Origin of the sequence: Flavobacterium sp. (assembly GCF_035299245.1) — a bacterium.
GTDB lineage: Bacteria > Bacteroidota > Bacteroidia > Flavobacteriales > Flavobacteriaceae > Flavobacterium.
Genome location: NZ_DATGWY010000010.1, coordinates 165,389 through 185,125 on the forward strand (window position 1 = coordinate 165,389; position 19,737 = coordinate 185,125).

A 19,737-nucleotide genomic window follows, 5' to 3' on the forward strand; every position below is an offset into this window, starting at 1 on the left:
GTAATTTTGCGCAAAATTAATTAAAAATACGCTATGGCAATCATAATAACAGACGAATGTATTAATTGCGGTGCTTGTGAGCCAGAATGTCCAAATACTGCGATTTATGAAGGAGCAGATGATTGGAGGTACAAAGATGGAACCAAGTTGCGCGGAAAAGTAATTTTACCCGATGGAACGGAAGTGGATGCAGAAGCAGCTCAAACTCCGATTTCGGATGATATTTATTACATTGTTCCTGGTAAGTGTACCGAATGTAAAGGGTTTCATGAAGAACCACAATGTGCGGCAGTTTGCCCTGTAGATTGTTGCGTTCCCGATGACAATCATGTCGAAAGCGAAGAAACGTTGTTGAACAGACAATCGTTTTTGCATAACGAATAAAAAAAATCCTGAGCATTCACTCAGGATTTTTTAGTTACACTATTTTCTTTTTTAGAAGGTAAAACCTAGGCGAGCATAGTAATACGCTCCGCTGAATCCCATTTGAACGGCATCCCAATATCCACCAGCTTCGGTGTTCCCTTGTTCGTCTTGTTTGTCTGGATATACATTTAACAAGTTGTTACTACCAACACTTAACTTGAAGTTTTTGGTCAATTTGAATCCAAGAGTGGCATCGGTAACAATTTTGGCTCCATACACATCATCTTCATCCGCATAATCAACCAAAACTACTTTACTGAAACGAGTGAAAGCTACGCCAGCATCAAACCATTTTCTTTCGTAATTCAGATTTAAACTGAATTTATTTTTTGGGGCAGAAGCCAATAAGAATGCTTTTTCGCGTTTACCAAAAAATGTCGATTCATCTAAATTTCCGTTTTTAACTTCTTGAATTTTCATGTTGTTGATGTTACCTACTAAAGTAGCTCCAAATTTAGAATCGCCAATTGTTTTTTTGTAGGCTACTACCACATCAATTCCTTTGGTTTCAGTATCAACACCGTTGACAAAGAATTGAGCAGCATCAACATTTAGGTTTAAAGCAGTTGCATCAAAGTATCCTGTAAGAACAATTCGGTCTCTAATATTGATAAGATAACCATCAATTGTAGCTGTGAAATTGCCAAATTTTCCTGTGAAACCAATAGAACCGTTGATTGATTTTTCTTCATTTAAATCACTTACGCCAAAGCCTTTGGTCACTGGGCTATTGTTTGCAGAAAGCAATACCTCTGTAGCACCACTTGCATTAAAATTAGTAAAGTTAGTATTGAAATAAATCTGAGCTAGAGATGGTGCTCTAAATCCGGTACTCCATGAGCCACGTACACTAAAATCGTCTGATAATTTTACTCTGTAGGCGTATTTTAAATTCAAAGTACTACCAAAGTCACTATAGTTTTCATAGCGAAGAGCGGCACTCATCAAGAACTCTGTTGATACATCCAATTCAACATCCGTGTAAAAGGCAACGCTGTTTCGTTTTTCGTCCAATTCATTTTTTGGACTGAAACCAGGAAATCCTTGTGAACCACCAGGCCTAACATTTCCTGAGATAGGATCGACTGGAGCGAATTGAGTAGTTGGATCAGTGATTGGCACTTCATTAGTATCATAAGTAGCATACGAACCTATTTCACCACTAAAAATTTGATAGCGTTCCATGCGGTATTCACCACCAAACGCTAAATTCAAGCCGTTTAAAACCGATTTAAAATTTCTAGAAAAATCCAAGTTCGTTGTATTCTGGCTTAAACTGAATCCACCCGCATCAAATTCTCTTGGCGAAGCCGATTCTAAACTGGCATTTAATGTTCCTTTGATAGTGTAGTCAAAATTATTTTTACCAAAAGTGTTGCTTAAATCCATTTTCCAACCTTCTTTTGAGCGCGTTCTAATTCCGCCCGAAATAGAATTATCGGTAATTTTGGATGTAATTCTAGGAGTGTAACCGCCCGGATAAATCGATTCAACTACACGTTCACCATCGTTTCTTGTGAATGCGTACGCATCGGTATTACGATCATTTCTTCCACCAAAAGCATACAATTCGAATTTCTCGCCTATTGGCGCAGCAAAATTGGCCATAAAATTCAAACTTTTGATTTCAGCTTCACCAAACCCTTTTCTAAAATCATAACCCGGACGAAGCGTTTTATCTTTGGTAAAATATTCGGTTGTTACATTTAAAAAACCACTTTCTTTACCCACTTTAACACCGTAATTAGCGGCTATTTTCATTGAATTTCCATCAAAATCTTTATCACTTCCATAGGAATTACCGTTTCCGTTTTCGTCCAAACGAAAGCCTGGAGTGTTCGGTGTTCCGGGTAAAAAATCGCCTTTGGCATTGGTGTCGTATGCACCATATGTTACCGCACCAGTTAATTCGTTTACATTGTCATTCAGAACAATATTTATTACACCTGCAATCGCGTCAGAACCATATTGTGCTGCTGCACCATCGCGTAAAATTTCAATTCTTTTGATGGAACTGGCTGGTATTGTATTCAAGTCGGTTCCCGTATTTCCTCTACCACGAGTTCCGAAAAGATTGATTAAAGACGATTGGTGTCTTCTTTTTCCGTTGATCAATACTAAAGTTTGATCCGGACCTAAACCGCGCAAAGTAGCTGGATCAATATGGTCAGAACCATCGGAACCCGATTGTTTGTTGGCGTTAAAAGAAGGAGCAACGTACTGAAGTAATTCGTTGATTTCAATTTTTCCGCTTTGTGTAGTGACGCTTTTAACATCAATTATGTCTATGGGAACGGTCGAGTTAATTACAGTTCTTTTAGTACTTCTCGAACCAACAATTTGAACTTCTTTTAGTTCTTCGCCTTCAGACATGACAACGTTAAAGTTGGTATTTGATGCACTCTGTTCGATAGTTTGGAAACCGACATAAGAAAAAACTAAGGTGGCATTTTCCTTTACTTTGATTTTGAAAGCACCATCAAGGTCAGTTGATGTTCCATTAGACGTTCCTTTTTCGGTTACATTAACTCCAACCAGAGGTTGTCCGTTATTGTCTTTTACCGTTCCACTTACCGTTTTTTGTGAAAAAGCAAGCGAAAAATGCAGTAGAAATAATAAAATGGTAATTTTTTTCATAAATTATTGTGTTATTGGTTAGTAAAACAAATATATACTAAAATGTTTTGAATTATTATGCGTACATAGTAAAATTTATTAGAAAATTATCAAAAGTGTTTTTTCTTACTGGAAAAGAGGGTTTTATATGTTAAAATTTTATTAGATTTGTTCAAACAAAAACCGATGATGAAGCATTTTATTGTATTCATTTTTCTAGTTTTATCTTCTACAGTATTCTCTCAGAATGATGAAAAAATCATTATTCTAAAAGATGCTGAAACACAACAACCCATTGAAGACGCTACTGTTTTGGTAGTAAAAACCAAACAAATGGTGTTGAGTAATTCCGAAGGTAAAGTGAGTTTTCTTTTGAAGGGAACCTCTAATATTCAGATTACACATACTTCTTATGTCAGCCAAACACTTCGCTCTTCTACATTAAAAGAGAAAATTAATGTCGTATTTTTAAAGAATAATGTGAATAATTTGGAAGAAATTATCATCACCAAACAACATCCCCAAAAAATACTTATTTCGTTGATTGAGAATTCCAAAAAAGCACTTACCGTTCCAGCCAGACTTAAAGTCTATTCGAGAGAATTTTTTAAATTGAATGGAGTCTATTCGTATTATAATGATGGAATTATGAACTTTCAATTGTTTGACAAAACCAAGAAATTCAATTCGAATATTTTAGTGGAACAAAATCGCTCTGTCGGATTGTTAGAGAAAAATATTTCGGCTGATTTATTGGGTTATAACCTCAATGATATTATGGAGAATTACTATAATTTCAAGTACTTAAATCTACTTTTGGATCCAAAGGCAAAAAAAGAGTTTGAATTCTTAATTAGAGTATATTCTGCTAATAAAGAATTGTATAGCATGACTGTGATTCCGAGTGCAATTAATAAAAATTTAGTCGATGATTTTACCATTATTTACGATCCTAAAAAGAAAATGATTATTGAAGTAAGTTCCGTTTTAGCACCATCGACAATGGCAAAATTTGAAGACAAAACCGCTGTTGGTTCAAAAAATATTTTTAAATCCAATTTCAAAGCCATGTATCGAATAGAAGGAACATTCTATTATTTAGTTAGTTCTAAAGAAGAAATTGGGTTTGATAAAATCGAGAAAGAAGGAAGTAAAAGTATTGAAGTCAGAAACTATTTTGTGACAACTAATTTTAGCAATCAGAATTATATTTACAAGGAAAGCGAAGTATTTAAAGACAAAACACTTTTTAATAAACACAATGTTATTTTGACCGATTTTTGGAACAATTCGGGTTTGGATACAACTGAAGAAGAGCAAGAAATCATCAATTCAATTGAAGACTTAATTTATGACAAATAAAAAGTCCCAAATTGCTTCGGGACTTTCACTTGGGATATATAAAGAGATACTGTTATTGTTTAACAACAGTATACGTTTCAAAGGTTACTTGATCCGTTTTTGGGTTGTAGCTCTCTAAAACCAAATTTCCATTTACATCAAAATACCCAATTGCTGTTTTGTTTCCACTAGTAAAGATGTAACTATTTGTACTCGTTTTTCTCAGGAAACTACTCGATTTACTATTATCTGACATCATTCTGTATCCATTAGCATCCAACGCTACTTTGAATTTCTTTCCATTCAACTCATAATAAGCGGAACGATCCACATCAACAGTACGTGTTGTTCCATCAGGGTTAATAATTTTGGTAGTAGTTGTCACTTCTACTGGTGTGTCTTTCGTTTCAATATTCAACGTATTGGGCTTTTCCTCTTTGAGTTCAATGTTTTGAACTTCAACAGTATTTTCCTTTTTAACGTATTTTTTTTCTCCGTCCGACGTAGTAACGGTTGTAACAGTTGTTATAGTTTCGTCTTTAACGTTCTTGTTCTGTGCTTGAATGGTCATTGTAAATAACAATGTAGCCATTCCGATAAAAATTGATTTCATGATATAAGTTTTTAATTAGTAATGTTATACAAAGTTACTTTACACCTCAAAAGTTATGTTACACAATTATTTATAAGACTTATATAAATTCCATATCAGCTTTAAAAAGTAATTTCAGTTGTATTTTATATTTTTAAATTAATAGAAGTATATTTGCACACTTTTAAAATAATATACCAATGAAAGCAGGAATTGTAGGCTTACCTAATGTAGGAAAATCGACTCTATTTAATTGTTTATCCAATGCTAAAGCGCAAAGTGCCAACTTTCCGTTTTGTACTATAGAACCCAATATTGGCGTAGTAAACGTTCCCGATCCGCGTATTGTACGTTTGGAGGAATTAGTGAAACCAGAACGTGTTCAAATGGCAACTGTAGATATTGTAGATATTGCAGGTTTGGTAAAAGGAGCCAGTAAAGGAGAAGGTTTAGGAAATCAATTCCTTGGAAATATTAGAGAATGTAACGCCATCATTCACGTTTTGCGTTGTTTTGATAACGATAATATTGTGCATGTAGATGGAAGCGTAAATCCTATTCGCGATAAAGAAACCATCGATATCGAGCTACAATTAAAAGATTTAGAAACAGTTGAAAAGCGTTTAGAAAAAGTAAATCGTGCTGCCAAAACTGGAAATAAAGAAGCGCAAGCCGAAAAAGCACTTTTAGATCGTATACGCGAGAATTTACTACAAGCAAAATCGGCTAGAACCGTTGTTCCTCAAAATCAAGACGAAGAAGAATTGATGCAAGATTTTCAGTTGATTACCAACAAGCCTGTCCTTTACGTTTGTAATGTAGACGAAGGTTCTGCAGTAAGCGGCAACAAATATGTAGATCAAGTACGCGAAATGGTCAAAGACGAAGACGCCGAAGTTATTATACTTTCAGTTGGAGCAGAAGCTGATATCACTGAACTTGAAAGCTACGAAGAACGTCAAGTTTTTCTTGAAGACATGGGTTTAACCGAACCAGGCTCAGCGGTTTTGATTCGCGCTGCTTATAAATTATTAAAATTGCAAACGTATTTCACTGCTGGAGTAAAAGAAGTGCGTGCGTGGACGATTAATATTGGCGATACAGCTCCAAAAGCAGCAGGTGTAATCCATACCGATTTTGAAAAAGGATTCATCCGCGCCGAAGTAATCGCTTACGAAGATTTCTCTCACTACGGTTCAGAAGCCAAGGTAAAAGAAGCTGGAAAATTAAGAGTAGAAGGAAAAGAATACATTGTAAAAGATGGCGATGTGATGCATTTCCGATTTAATGTATAATTTAAAAATATTTTTTTGATATTTCATTCGTAGAGACGGACTGCTGTCCGTCTTTACTATTTACAGAAATGATTTACAATAAATCAAGACAAGTATGAAGAGTGTAATTTATACCTTTTTTTTAATTGTAGTAGCGCAGAATTTCGTTCTTGCTCAAGATGAATTTCGTATGGGTGTTTTCGGTGGATTGAATTATTCTACTCATAGAGACACTAACGCAATTTTAGACAATACAGACGACTCATTTACACATTTTACAGGTGGATTTTCTGTAGAATATAAAATCAATGAAAAGTTTTCTCTAAAAACTGGACTCGGATTTGAGAAAAAGAGAATTGACTATTTTGCTAAAACATATTATACTTATGTTCTTGAGTCAGGAGAATTAATTTTACAGGATGTTGATGTTACTACGAAAAACGAATACAAGTATTTGACAATTCCATTAGTAGTAAAATATAGTTTTGGAGCTAAAAAATCTTTTTTTGCAAATTTTGGACCTTATGTATCACTACTAACCAATCATGATAAAAGAACTACTTATCATAATTTGGTTACTGGTAATAGTAATTCAAGACCAGAGTCAGAATTTAATTTTCCTTTTAATTTTGCCTTTTCCAGTAAAGAATACGGAGTTTCTTTTGGTTTTGGGAAATCTTTTGCGATTAAAAATAAAAATAAAATTTCCATCGAACTTAGAAATAATCTTGGACTAAACAACAGAATAGCTAATTTGAGTAGTCGTGGTTTAAGCGGTGATATCAAAACCAATACAATCAATCTCATAACCGAGTTTTCGTTTGGATTGTAATAAATATGAAATGGCAATTCATTAAAAAAAGACTTCCAAAACGGAGGTCTTTTTTTGTGAAAAGGAACACTAATTTCTGGCACAACATTTGGATTGGCAAAGAAAACCAAACCAATCCATGAAAACCATCAAAAAAACACTCACCATTTTCAAAAAAGTACTTTTAGGAATACTACTATTTTTAGCACTTTACCTCACGTCAGCCTTTTTATTATCCAAAATTACAGTCAATTCCGACGAAGCTCAAAATCAATCGCAAGAAGTCGAAATTTTCATCAAAACCAACGGCGTTCATACTGATGTTATTGTTCCCATCAAAAACGAATTCAAAGATTGGAGTACGATGATTAAAGTCGAAAATACAAAATCCAAAGACACTACAATGACGCACATCGCCATGGGTTGGGGCGACAAAGGTTTTTACCTTGACACGCCCGAATGGTCCGATTTAAAAGCAAGCACAGCCTTCAACGCCGCATTTGCACTCGGAAGTTCGGCCATGCACACCACTTTTTGCAAATCGATAAAAGAAGACGAAACCTGCGTGAAAATCAAAATTTCACCCGAAAATTACCAAAAACTAGTCGCCTACATCGAAGGCAGTTTTCAACTCGACCAAAACAACAATCCCCAATTCATTCAAGCCACAACCTACGGTAAAAACGACAGTTTCTACGAAGCCAAAGGCAAATACAATTTGTTCCATACCTGCAACTCGTGGGCAAACAATGCTCTAAAATCATCAAACCAAAAAGCCGCATTCTGGACGGTAACCGACTCCGGAATTTTCTGCCATTATCAATAGTTTTTTTGCTTTCAGCTTTCAGCTTTTAGCTTTTAGCGTTGAGCCTTCTGCCTTCTGCCTTCTGCGTCCTGCTTCAGCGTTCTGCTTCAGCGTTCTGCCTTCTGAATAAGAGCCTAATCCCGCTTTTCACTCCACTATTTTTCGTAAAAGCCTTTTTTTGTAAACGCTAAAAATAGCTTCCGTTGGTCGCTTTTTTAGCGTAACAAAAAATAGTTTTTTACTTCAAAATGAGTTCGTTCCAATCGGGGGCAAAATCGTAGTTGTAACAGATTTTTTGTCATTTCGACAGCTTGTCCCGACTTTTCGGGAAAGGAGAAATCTCATAATCAGAATCACTTTCTGCATTCTGCCTTCTCATTTCTGCATTCTAATTTTGTCAAAAACATTCTTAATAACTTTGATAAATATCATTTCCAAAACCCTTGCAGTTTCACTATATTAGCGGAAATTCGATCATCTACAATGGAACTAGAAAATCAGTACAACGAAGACAATATACGCTCACTCGATTGGAAAGAACACATCCGAATGCGTCCTGGTATGTACATCGGGAAACTCGGTGACGGTTCGTCTCCCGACGACGGAATTTATATCTTACTCAAAGAAGTACTCGATAACTGTATCGACGAGTTCGTTATGGGCGCTGGAAAAACCATCGAAGTAACCATCAAAGACAAAATGGTAACGGTGCGCGATTACGGTCGCGGAATCCCACTCGGGAAAGTAGTCGATGTAGTTTCCAAAATGAATACGGGTGGAAAATACGATTCCAAAGCCTTCAAAAAATCCGTTGGTCTAAACGGAGTCGGAACCAAAGCGGTGAATGCGTTGTCGAATTATTTCCGCGTGGAATCCGTACGTGACAACCAGCAGAAAGCAGCCGAATTCTCAGCCGGAAATCTAACGCTCGAAGAAGACATCACCGAAACTACCAAGCGCAAAGGAACCAAAGTGGCTTTTGTTGCCGACGATACGATTTTCAAGAATTACAAGTACCGTAATGAGTACGTGATCAAAATGCTCAAAAACTATTGTTATTTGAACACGGGTTTGACCATTTACTATAACGGTGAAAAATTCTATTCGGACAATGGTTTAAAAGATTTGCTCGAAGAAACCATCACCGAAGAGGATTCAGTATATCCAATCATTCACCTCATTGGTGACGACATCGAAATTGCACTTACGCACAGCAAATCACAATATTCAGAAGAATACCACTCGTTTGTTAACGGTCAGAATACCACACAAGGTGGAACGCACTTGAATGCTTTCCGTGAAGCGATTGTAAAAACCATTCGCGAATACTACAACAAAGGTTTTGAAGCTTCGGATATCCGCAAATCAATCGTTTCTGCGGTTTCCGTAAAAGTGGAAGAACCGGTTTTCGAGTCGCAAACCAAAACTAAATTAGGATCGACCGATATTGGTCCGAATGGTCCAACCGTTCGTACGTTCATTCACGATTTCATCACAACCAAACTCGATAATTTTCTGCACAAGAACCCAGAAACTGCCGATGCATTGTTGCGTAAGATTTTACAAGCCGAACGCGAACGTAAAGAGTTATCCGGAATTAGAAAATTGGCCAAAGACCGCGCCAAAAAAGCGAGTTTGCACAATAAAAAACTACGCGATTGCCGCGTGCATTTAACCGATGCCAAAAACCCAAGAAGTTTAGAAAGTACGCTTTTTATTACGGAAGGTGATTCGGCTTCGGGTTCGATTACCAAAAGTCGGGATGTGAATACGCAAGCGGTTTTTAGTTTGCGCGGTAAACCTTTGAATTCCTATGGAATGACCAAGAAAATTGTGTACGAAAACGAAGAATTCAATTTGCTTCAAGCGGCACTCGACATCGAAGAATCAATGGAAGATTTGCGTTACAACAACATCGTAATCGCCACCGATGCCGACGTCGATGGTATGCACATTCGATTGCTGTTGATTACGTTTTTCTTGCAGTTTTTCCCTGAGTTGATCAAAGACGGACATTTGTACATTTTACAAACGCCGTTGTTCAGGGTTCGAAATAAAAAAGAAACCATTTATTGCTACTCGGAAGAAGAACGCGTCAATGCCATTGAAAAATTAAAACCCAAACCCGAAATCACTCGATTCAAAGGATTAGGAGAAATTTCCCCCGATGAGTTCAAACATTTCATTGGTCAAGACATTCGACTCGATCCAGTAATGCTCGATAAAGCCACGTCCATCGAAACCTTGTTGGAATTTTATATGGGTAAAAACACACCCGACCGACAAGAGTTCATCATCAATAATTTGAAAGTCGAATTGGATGTGGTGGAAAAAAATTAAAATGAAATAGTAACAAAGTCGCTAAGTTTCAAAGCAGCAAAGTCTTTATTAGGCTTTAACTTTGAAACTTTGCAACTCTGAAACTTTGCAACTTTTATATGAAAGACGAAGAAGAAGACAACATCATTCCTGAAGAGGAAAACAACGAAGAAACCAACGATGAACTGAACGATGCTTCAGAAGACGAAGGTTTTGATGACATCGTTCGACCATCAACAGGAAGTCATTTTTACGAAAACGACGAAAATCCAGAAGACACCATTACCAAAGTTACCGGAATGTACAAGGATTGGTTTTTGGATTACGCTTCGTATGTAATTTTAGAACGTGCGGTTCCTGCCATTGAAGATGGTTTTAAACCCGTTCAGCGCCGCATCATGCACTCAATGAAAGAACTCGATGATGGACGTTACAACAAAGTGGCTAACATCGTGGGTCATACCATGCAATACCATCCTCACGGTGATGCGAGTATCGGCGATGCAATGGTCCAAATTGGTCAGAAAGACCTGATCATCGACATGCAAGGAAACTGGGGAAACATTCTCACTGGCGATGGTGCTGCAGCTTCACGTTACATTGAGGCGCGTATTTCTAAGTTTGGTCACGACATACTGTATTCTCCAAAAATCACCACTTGGCAAGCCTCGTACGATGGTCGTCGCAACGAACCGGTCAATCTTCCTGTGAAGTTTCCGCTGTTGTTGGCTCAAGGTGCTGAAGGAATTGCAGTAGGACTTTCGACTAAAATATTGCCACACAACTTCAACGAACTTATCGATTGTTCGATTAAAGTATTGAAGAATAAACCGTTTACTTTATTTCCCGATTTTCCGACTGCCGGAATCGCGGATATTTCCAATTACAACGATGGGATGCGCGGCGGACGCGTTCGTGTGCGTGCCAAAATTGGTCAGTTGGACAAACAAACGTTGGTGATCAGCCAAATTCCATTTTCAACCAATACAGGAACGTTAATTGACAGTATTCTGAAAGCGAATGAAAAAGGAAAAATAAAGATCAAGAAAATCGAGGACAACACAGCTGCTGAAGTTGAAATTCTGATTCATCTTCCACCCGGAGTTTCTCCTGATAAAACCATCGATGCTTTGTATGCGTTTACAGCTTGTGAAACTTCGGTTGCACCTTTGGGTTGTGTCATTGAAAATCACAAACCTTTGTTTATTGGTGTGACTGATATGCTCAAAATTTCAACCCACCGAACAGTAGATTTACTCAAACGTGAGTTGGAAATTCAACTCGATGAACTCGAAAATAAATGGCATTTTTCTACCTTAGAAAAGATTTTCATCCGCGAAGAAATGTACATCGATTTCAAATTGTATTCCGATAGAGAATCACTTTACGAGTACATGTACAATCGTTTCAAACCGTTTCAAAAGGCATTGGTACGTGAAATCAACGACGACGATTTGCAAAAACTAACGCAAATTCCGATGATTCGTATCACGCGCTTCGATTCGGATAAAGCCGATGATGCCATAGCCAAATTGGAAGCTGAAATGGAACAAGTCAAATACGACCTGGATCACATTATTGACTTTGCGATTAATTTCTTCCAAACCCTAAAAGACAAATACGGAAAAGGTCGCGAGCGCCAAACCGAATTGCGCAGTTTTGATACCATCGAAGCAACAAAAGTAGTACTGCGAAACACCAAATTGTATGTCAATAAAGAAGAAGGTTTTCTCGGAACTGGTTTGAAAAAAGACGAATACGTGGCGGATTGCTCCGATATTGATGATGTAATTGTCTTTTTACGCGATGGTAAAATGATGGTTACTAAAGTCGACGAAAAGAAATTCGTAGGTAAAGACATCATTCATATTGATGTATTTGACAAAAACGACAAACGCACCATTTACAACATGATTTACCGCGATGGTAAAAATGGATCAACTTTCATCAAACGATTCAACGTTTCGGGTGTTACTCGCGATAAGTTTTACGATTTAACGCAAGAAAAGCCAGGTTCACAAGTGTCGTATTTTTCAGCCAATCCCAACGGTGAGGCCGAAGTTGTTACAATTTTATTGCGACAAGTAGGAAGCGTGAAAAAACTAAAATGGGACGTTGATTTCTCTGATATTGCCATCAAAGGAAGAGCTTCTCGTGGAAATACCGTAACCAAATATCCGATTAAGAAAATCGAGTTGAAAGAGAAAGGAATTTCAACTTTACGTCCGAGAAAAGTATGGTTCGACGATACAGTACAACGTTTGAATGTAGATGGAAGAGGTGAGTTGTTGGGCGAATTCCGTCCGAATGATCGTTTACTCATCATCAACCAATCTGGGAAATTGAAAACGATTATTCCTGAGTTAACAACGCATTTTGACGAAGACATGATTGTATTGGAAAAATGGAATCCGAAGAAACCCATTTCAACCATTTATTACGACGGTGAAAAAGAACGTTATTTTGTCAAACGTTTCTTAGTTGAAAACGAAAATAAAGAGGAAATATTCATTACCGAACACGAAAAATCGCAATTGGAAATTGTTTCCACCGATTGGCGTCCGGTAGCAGAATTGATTTTCGCTAAAGTAAAAGGCGTTCAAAAAGACAATCAAACAGTCGATTTAGAGCAATTTATTGCTGTAAAAGGAATCAAAGCACTCGGAAATCAATTGACCACCGATAAACTAAAACAAGTCAATTTGCTCGAACCGTTACCGTACGAAGAACCTGAGGAAGAAGCACCAGAAGAAATGGAAGTTACGGGTGATGAAAACGTTACAGATGACATCCAAACCGAAACTGATGACGACGGACAAATTACCTTATCGTTAGATTAATCAACAAAAACCTACTTGAGATATTCAGTAGGTTTTTTTTTGCCACAGATTCACTGATTAAATGTTGAAATCATTAACAAATATGGATTCATTACTTTTTTCATATTGATCTTTATTTCCTGATGGTGAAAACTTGAATTTTTCGATAGAAACAAAAAACCCTGACCAATTATCGATCAGGGTTTTTTATTATGATGTTTATTTCTTAGTTCGTCATGTCATCATCAGTCAACTTCTTGTCCACAATAGTACTGTTGTGAAGTTGTACTGGTTTTCTGCTTTTTTTCTTCATTCTCAAATTCAGGAATTCTACAAAAAGTGAGAAGAAAATGGCAAAGTACAAATAGCCTTTTGGTATGCTGTGCACTTCAATGTCGTTTCCGAAGCGGAAGTTAGCCAAGTGCGAACCTTCGGCTAAAAGCATTACTCCAATTAAAATTAAAAACGATAAACCAAGAATTTGTATCGTTGGGTGTTCGTTGACAAATTTACTTACCGGACCAGCGAAAGCCAACATTACTACTATCGATATGACAATAGCTAAAATCATAATTTCAATCGCGCCAGCCGGACCAAAACCTACTGGTGGTTCAGCCGAGCTTACCAATCCAATTGCAGTCAAAATACTATCAAAAGAGAATACGATATTCAACAAAGCAATTTGAATAATCGCTGCAGAAAGTGAGTTACTTGCTTTTCCACCAGCTGATTCTTCTTCGCCTTCGAGTTTGTGGTGAATTTCAGAAACGGATTTGTACAATAAGAACAGTCCACCTCCAAAAATAATCAAACTTTGGCCCGAAATTCCGCCTGAGAAAAACCCAAAATCAAAGTCGTAAAACGATTCCTTTAGGCTCATTACCCAAGTGATTCCAAACAATAAAGCGATACGAAATACCATCGCGAGTAATAATCCAACGCGTCTCGCTTTAGGTTGGTCTTTAGGTTCTAATTTTCCAGAAACAATAGAAAGGAAAACGATATTATCGATTCCGAGTATGATTTCTAAAAAAGTTAAGGTCAATAAAGCAATTAAACCGTCGGTTGTAAAAATGGCATCCATGTTTGTATAAGTTAGTTTCTAAATCGGGTTATACGTGAGTTATTCTACTTTTGTTACGCTTCCTTTTTGTTTTTTTGAATCGCCCACAAACGAATATTCAAAGTTGTAGGTTTTTCCTTTGGTACTCAATATTCTAACCGAAACGGCTTTTTTCTCTTCGCGGTTTTTCGGATTTACTTTTTGCATTACACATTCGCATTCGTTAATCCAACGCACTTTCGAAGTATCGGTTTTGCCTTCAAAAGTTTCAATTTGAATACTGTCGTTGCGCTCAAACGTTGAGGTGAATTTTTTATCGTTGATGGTCGTTTCCGAAGTGAATTTCCCCGTTTTAAAATCCTTACAATTGCGTTCTTGCTCGTAACACGAAACCAATGAGAGTGTGAGCACTAGTAAAACGATTTTTTTAAACATTGACATTGATTTTGAAATTGAAATTGAAATTGACTTTGTCATTGACATTGTAATTGTTATTTTTTTGAAGCTATTCCAGCAATTCGTTTCAAGCTTTCTTGCTTCAAACTATTTTTGTACGCTTTTCATCAGCTTCCTTTGGTCGCTGCTCAAAAGCAACAAAAATTAGTTTTCAGCTGCCAAAGGCTTTCCACTACTATCTGGGCTAGGGCTTTAGTTTTTTTAATTCGTCATCCGTAAAATTCTTAATACTCTTTTCTTGAGCAAATTTTCCCTCATTATAACTATTCGACTTATTTTTCGGAATCGACAAACTGTTCCATTCGGTTTTCTTCAGCATTTTAGCATAAAACACTATTTGACCGATATGATATGGATAATGCGCCAATTGCCTGTTGATGGCTTCTACAACCGTATGACCTTCGTTGCGAATGTAAATGATCGCGGTTAATTGATCGGGAGTAAGTGAATTCAAAGTTTCAAAAAAACAGTTCCAGCCTTTATTCCAAATTTCTAAAAGTTCGTCTTTGGTTTGAATGGTCGATTCAAATTCACTATCGCGGTTGCGCCATTCTTTTTCACCATCGGTAGTCAAAAAGTCGGTCCAACGCGACAACATATTTCCCGATAAATGTTTTACTATGGTTGCAATCGAATTGGTGTTATCATTCACTGCAACAAACAATTGCTCAGGTTCGAGTTGATCAAACGATTTTTCTCCCAAAGTTTTGTAGTAGAGAAACTGCTTTTTGACGCTTTCCAAGTAGTCATTATTTATCTCCATCGAATATAGCGTTAGTTATGGTTCGGATTCCTTTAAAAGCCAAAAAAACGGAAAGTACACAAATACTGCATCCGATAATAAGAACAATATAATAAGCTGCATTATTCTTATTCATGAAGGCATTGTACATTACACTTGGGCCGATAAACATAAGAGGAAGTGCTCCAAATAAATATTTGACACCTTTGCCTAGAAGTTCTCTGTTGGTTGCCATTAGAAACGCAATTGAATTCCGTAGCCGTTTTGATTGGTGATAAGATTCAGTTCAAGGTCGTCTGCATCGCCCGAATTTTTCAAGCCCGCATTGTACGTTTCAATTCCTTGACGCATTTTCTTGTTCTTTCCAATTAGAATCGGAACCGAAACTGCCAAAAATCCAGCTCCAATGTAGGTTGGTGCGCCAGGATAATCTTCATCAGAAACCAAACCTTTTACCAAATCAGCGGTACAAAAAGCAACGCCCAATCCCAAAAATAATCCACCTAAAGACGCTTTGTTTTTACCTGATTTAAATTGTTCCAAAGCCTGAGTATTTGAAGCTAGTTTTTCTTTTACTTCACGACTCGATAATTGTTGGCCGTTCATAAAATATTTGTGACCTTGCATGGTAATCTCTTGCGAATAAGCAAATGATGAAAGTATAATGGCAAGCAATACAATAAGTTTTTTCATAGTAATAGTAGTTTTAAGAATGTATAAAAATAGCAATATTTTCGTAACCAAGACTTATTTTTTGTAATTATCTACGGCTTTTCGAACACTGCCAAATTCCTTTAATAATTCGGATGCTTTTTGATAATCAACCGGAATTTCGCCCATGATCATTCGCACTCCACGATCGACCAATTTATCATTACTCAACTGCATATCGACCATTTTATTGCCTTTCACACGACCGAGTTGAATCATCGTTGTAGTCGAAATCATGTTCAACACCAATTTCTGTGCGGTTCCAGCTTTCATACGAGAACTTCCAGTAACAAATTCAGGTCCGACAACCACTACAACTGGAAATTGGGCGGTTAATGATAGTGGACTTCCTTCATTGCACGTAATGCAACCCGTAATGATGTTGTTTTCATTGCATTGTTCCAAACCCGAAATCACGTAAGGCGTAGTTCCAGAAGCGGCAATACCGATTACGACGTCTTTTTCATTGATATTGTGCTCTTGTAAATCAATCCACGCTTGTGTAGTATTGTCTTCAGCATTTTCAACAGCTTTGCGAATGGCCTTGTCACCACCAGCGATGATTCCGTTCACTAAATCAAAAGGAACACCAAACGTGGGTGGACATTCAGAAGCATCTACAATTCCCAATCGACCCGAAGTTCCTGCGCCAATGTAAAACAATCGTCCGCCGAGTTTCATTTTTTCAACCACTTGGGTAACTAAAGTTTCAATTTGTGGAAGTGCTTTTTCAACGGCAAACGGAACGGTCTTGTCTTCTTTATTGATGTTAGACAGCAAATCGGCAACCGACATGTGTTCTAATTGCTCGTAGTTAGAGGATTGCTCGGTGGTTTTGGTAAAGTTCATAGTAAAGTGACTGAGTTACTGAGTGGCTAAGTTACTGAGTTTTTTGCTTACAGCCTAGAGCTTAAAGCTTACAACATTATAAAAAATATGCCAAAATAATCCCTAAAATAATCATTGATATTTTAGCAATATTGAATTTATGACCTTCACTACTTTCAAAAATAATAGTTGAAGAAATGTGAAATAAAATACCAATTACAATGGCAGTAATTTCGGTATAGTAATCGTTAAGTAGTGGAAATCCATCCGATAAAAAAGTTCCCAATGGCGTCATGATGGCAAAAACCAACATAAAAAAGAACAGTGCTACTTTATTCAATTCGGCATTCAAGAAAAAAGTAGTCAAAATGACCGCAATAGGTAAGTGGTGAATCGCAATTCCGATGGCCAAATCGTGGTGATGCCCAACAGGAAAACCTTCTAATAACGCATGCAAACACAAACTAATGAACAACAACCAGGGCATTTGAGTGATTTTTTCATGACCGTGAACGTGTCCGTGTTCAGCGCCTTTCGAGAAAAATTCTAAAATAATCTGGAACAAAATTCCCACCATAATGAATATTCCCACACTATGATTGTGACTTTCGTACACTTCGGGCAACAAATGCATCACCGTTAGCGAAAGCAAAAACGAACCGCTAAATGCCAATAGCAATTTTAAGTTTTTCTTTTCCTTTGGTTTTAAAAATAATGCAATTCCGTAACCTAAAAGTACCGATAGTAATGGAAGTATGTAATTCATTTAGTCTTTTCTCTATGTTCTATTCTCTCTTTTCTTATTTAAAAATCATAATCAATCGCTCACTGTCTTTTTTATGGAATTTCTTCAGCTTATAATCGCCAAAAACATCCAACAAATAAATTCCAGCTTCGTTCATTAATCGCTGAAAATCTTCTAAGGTAAACGCACGCACTTTCTCAACAAAATGAAACGATTCGTCATTATGTGTAAATTCAATTTCTTTTACAATATGGCCGTCTTCTACCAATCGTTTGATGTGAAAATCAATACCGTCTACATGTTTCACTTCATCGGCAACCAAATTAGCAATCACCTGATTCACATTCATAAAATCAATCACAGCAAAACCATATTCCGAAAGGCTTTCTTTAATAGCGACTAAGGTTTTTAGATTGTCTTCTTCGTTTTCAAAATATCCAAAACTAGTAAACAAATTAAAAATAGCGTCGAATTTTTCTTCAAATGGTTCGCGCATGTCATGCACTTTGAAATGTAAGGTGTCGTTCGCATTTTTATTGGCTTCTGCGATACTGTTTTCCGACAAATCAACACCCAAAACATCAAACCCTAATTTGTTGAGATAAATGGCATGCCGACCTTTTCCACAAGCCAAATCCAGCACTTTTGCTTTTTCGGGCAAGTTCAGATAATGCGTTAAGTTATCCATGAAAATCTGAGCTTCACGGTAATTTCGTTCCTTATATAAAATATGATAATACGGTGTATCAAACCAAGAGGCAAACCAGTTATCGGTTTTCGAATTTGTAAGTTCTGACATTTATTCTTTTCAAATGAATTCTAATCCTGCAAATTTAGTGTATTTTTGCCGAAGAATTTCCAAGTTTGAAAATTGAAAATTTGGATTTAAGATTTATTTGGAATTTGATATTTGATTTTTGGAATTTTTACCAATGGAAAACTTTAAAATGATTGCCAAAACCTTCTTTGGTTTTGAAGAAATACTGGCCAAAGAATTGCAACTTCTCGGCGCACAAGAGGTAGAAATCGGAACGCGTGCCGTAAGTTTCAAAGGCGACAAAGGGTTTATGTACAAAGCCAATTTATCATTGCGTACGGCTTTAAAAATCCTAAAACCAATTTACCACTTTAGAGCGTTCAACGACCAAAGTTTGTACAAAGGAATTCAAGGTATCGATTGGTCTAAGTATTTGAATGCGAATCAAACGTTTGTCATCGATTCTACCATTCATTCCGATCATTTTAAACACTCGCAATTCGTTTCTCAAAAAGCTAAAGACGCCATTGTAGATCAATTTCGTGATAGAACAGGCCAACGCCCAAGCATCGACAAAGATTTTCCTGATTTGCGAATCAACATCCACATCGACCGAGATCAATGTTCGGTTTCTTTGGATACTTCTGGTGCATCATTGCATCAACGTGGTTATCGTGTATTGACCAATATCGCACCAATCAATGAAGTGTTAGCTGCAGGGATGCTTCTGCTTTCGGGCTGGAACGGCGAGTCTGATTTTCTAGATCCGATGTGTGGTTCGGGAACCATTTTGGCCGAAGCAGCTATGATTGCGTGTAATATTCCCGCTAATATCAACCGTAAAGAATTCGCTTTCGAAAAATGGAACGATTGGGACAACGATTTATTCGACCAAATCATTGATGCGTTGATGAAACGTACGCGCGATTTTCGTTATACGATGAAAGGCTACGACAAAGCGCCAAGCGCCGTTTCAAAAGCCATTGATAACATTAGAAATGCCAATCTTGACGAGTTCATAACTATTGAACAAAAAAACTTTTTCGATACTAAAAAAGAAACCTCTGGACCATTACACATGGTGTTCAATCCGCCGTATGGCGAGCGTTTGGATATTGATTTGGAGCGTTTTTACCGTGAAATGGGCGACACCATGAAGCAGAATTATCCAGGCACTCATGCTTGGTTCATTACCGCCAATTTAGAAGCGTTGAAATTTGTAGGTTTAAAACCATCCCGAAAAATAAAATTATTCAACGGTAGTTTGGAAGCACGATTCGTGAAATACGAAATGTACGAAGGAAGTAAGAGAGCGAAGTTTCAAGTTGAAAGAGAGTAGTGTTGAGAAAGCAGAAAGCAGAAAGCAGAAAGCAGAAAGCAGAAAGCAGAAAGCAGAAAGCAGAAAGCAGAAAGCAGAAAGCAGAAAGCAGAA

General features: G+C 37.1%; 18 protein-coding genes. 8 read left to right on the forward strand and 10 right to left on the reverse strand.

The genetic code is table 11. From position 1 onward, the window contains the following. Nucleotides 1–33 precede the first annotated feature (33 nt). The gene (locus VK161_RS08165; protein WP_324214283.1) at nucleotides 34–384 is read left to right on the forward strand and encodes a 4Fe-4S dicluster domain-containing protein; all 351 of its coding nucleotides are present in this window, start codon (nucleotides 34–36) and stop codon (nucleotides 382–384) included. 51 nt (nucleotides 385–435) lie between these two features. On the opposite strand, the gene VK161_RS08170 is transcribed toward VK161_RS08165, so the two are convergent. Beyond that, entirely contained in the window at nucleotides 436–3,063 is a 2,628-nt protein-coding gene (locus VK161_RS08170) for a TonB-dependent receptor (RefSeq protein ID WP_324214284.1), read from the reverse strand. A gap of 165 nt (nucleotides 3,064–3,228) precedes the next feature. Here VK161_RS08170 and VK161_RS08175 point away from each other — a divergent pair, with 165 nt between their 5' ends. Beyond that, nucleotides 3,229–4,404: a hypothetical protein gene (locus tag VK161_RS08175; RefSeq protein WP_324214285.1), complete on the forward strand. Its 1,176-nt coding sequence runs from the start codon at nucleotides 3,229–3,231 to the stop codon at nucleotides 4,402–4,404. 52 nt (nucleotides 4,405–4,456) lie between these two features. On the opposite strand, the gene VK161_RS08180 is transcribed toward VK161_RS08175, so the two are convergent. Then, entirely contained in the window at nucleotides 4,457–4,996 is a 540-nt protein-coding gene (locus VK161_RS08180) for a hypothetical protein (RefSeq protein ID WP_324214286.1), read from the reverse strand. Between the two features lie 179 nt (nucleotides 4,997–5,175). Here VK161_RS08180 and ychF point away from each other — a divergent pair, with 179 nt between their 5' ends. The 5 genes from ychF to VK161_RS08205 all read left to right on the forward strand — a co-directional run bounded on the left by ychF (nucleotide 5,176) and on the right by VK161_RS08205 (nucleotide 13,024). Further along, nucleotides 5,176–6,270, forward strand: a complete 1,095-nt coding sequence (gene ychF / locus VK161_RS08185; protein WP_324214287.1) for a redox-regulated ATPase YchF — start codon at nucleotides 5,176–5,178, stop codon at nucleotides 6,268–6,270. 94 nt (nucleotides 6,271–6,364) lie between these two features. Next, nucleotides 6,365–7,081: a porin family protein gene (locus VK161_RS08190; RefSeq protein ID WP_324214288.1), complete on the forward strand. Its 717-nt coding sequence runs from the start codon at nucleotides 6,365–6,367 to the stop codon at nucleotides 7,079–7,081. Nucleotides 7,082–7,199: 118 nt separating this feature from the next. After that, nucleotides 7,200–7,886, forward strand: a complete 687-nt coding sequence (locus VK161_RS08195; RefSeq protein ID WP_324214289.1) for a TIGR02117 family protein — start codon at nucleotides 7,200–7,202, stop codon at nucleotides 7,884–7,886. A 462-nt stretch (nucleotides 7,887–8,348) separates the two neighbouring features. Beyond that, nucleotides 8,349–10,205 (forward strand): DNA topoisomerase IV subunit B, encoded by a 1,857-nt coding sequence (locus VK161_RS08200; RefSeq protein WP_324214290.1) that lies wholly within the window; start codon nucleotides 8,349–8,351, stop codon nucleotides 10,203–10,205. A 98-nt stretch (nucleotides 10,206–10,303) separates the two neighbouring features. Beyond that, a complete protein-coding gene (locus tag VK161_RS08205; RefSeq protein WP_324214291.1) occupies nucleotides 10,304–13,024 on the forward strand; it encodes a DNA gyrase/topoisomerase IV subunit A in 2,721 nt (906 codons plus the stop codon). A 205-nt stretch (nucleotides 13,025–13,229) separates the two neighbouring features. Here VK161_RS08205 and VK161_RS08210 read toward each other — a convergent pair whose 3' ends face one another. From VK161_RS08210 to VK161_RS08245, 8 genes are all read right to left on the reverse strand, one after another. After that, entirely contained in the window at nucleotides 13,230–14,087 is an 858-nt protein-coding gene (locus tag VK161_RS08210; RefSeq protein WP_324214292.1) for a TerC family protein, read from the reverse strand. A 39-nt stretch (nucleotides 14,088–14,126) separates the two neighbouring features. Further along, the gene (locus tag VK161_RS08215; RefSeq protein ID WP_324214293.1) at nucleotides 14,127–14,501 is read right to left on the reverse strand and encodes a DNA topoisomerase IV; all 375 of its coding nucleotides are present in this window, start codon (nucleotides 14,499–14,501) and stop codon (nucleotides 14,127–14,129) included. Nucleotides 14,502–14,706: 205 nt separating this feature from the next. Then, on the reverse strand, nucleotides 14,707–15,285 hold the full coding sequence (locus VK161_RS08220) for a DUF1572 domain-containing protein (RefSeq protein ID WP_324214294.1): 579 nt from the start codon (nucleotides 15,283–15,285) through the stop codon (nucleotides 14,707–14,709). Beyond that, nucleotides 15,272–15,499 carry a DUF6095 family protein gene (locus VK161_RS08225; RefSeq protein ID WP_324214295.1) on the reverse strand — a complete coding sequence of 76 codons (228 nt, stop codon included), beginning with the start codon at nucleotides 15,497–15,499 and terminating at the stop codon, nucleotides 15,272–15,274. Before VK161_RS08225 ends, VK161_RS08220 begins: the two co-directional genes overlap by 14 nt. Then, the gene (locus VK161_RS08230; RefSeq protein WP_324214296.1) at nucleotides 15,499–15,957 is read right to left on the reverse strand and encodes a hypothetical protein; all 459 of its coding nucleotides are present in this window, start codon (nucleotides 15,955–15,957) and stop codon (nucleotides 15,499–15,501) included. The genes VK161_RS08225 and VK161_RS08230 overlap by 1 nt, the downstream gene beginning before the upstream one ends. Nucleotides 15,958–16,011: 54 nt before the next feature. Then, nucleotides 16,012–16,824, reverse strand: coding sequence for an N-acetylmuramic acid 6-phosphate etherase (gene murQ, locus VK161_RS08235; RefSeq protein ID WP_324214297.1), 813 nt, complete (start codon nucleotides 16,822–16,824; stop codon nucleotides 16,012–16,014). Nucleotides 16,825–16,900: 76 nt separating this feature from the next. Further along, a complete protein-coding gene (locus VK161_RS08240; RefSeq protein ID WP_324214298.1) occupies nucleotides 16,901–17,569 on the reverse strand; it encodes a ZIP family metal transporter in 669 nt (222 codons plus the stop codon). 34 nt (nucleotides 17,570–17,603) lie between these two features. Then, a complete protein-coding gene (locus tag VK161_RS08245; protein WP_324214299.1) occupies nucleotides 17,604–18,347 on the reverse strand; it encodes a class I SAM-dependent methyltransferase in 744 nt (247 codons plus the stop codon). 148 nt (nucleotides 18,348–18,495) lie between these two features. On the opposite strand from VK161_RS08245, the gene VK161_RS08250 reads away from it, so the two are divergent. Continuing rightward, nucleotides 18,496–19,644: a THUMP domain-containing class I SAM-dependent RNA methyltransferase gene (locus VK161_RS08250; protein WP_414655415.1), complete on the forward strand. Its 1,149-nt coding sequence runs from the start codon at nucleotides 18,496–18,498 to the stop codon at nucleotides 19,642–19,644. Nucleotides 19,645–19,737 lie beyond the last annotated feature (93 nt).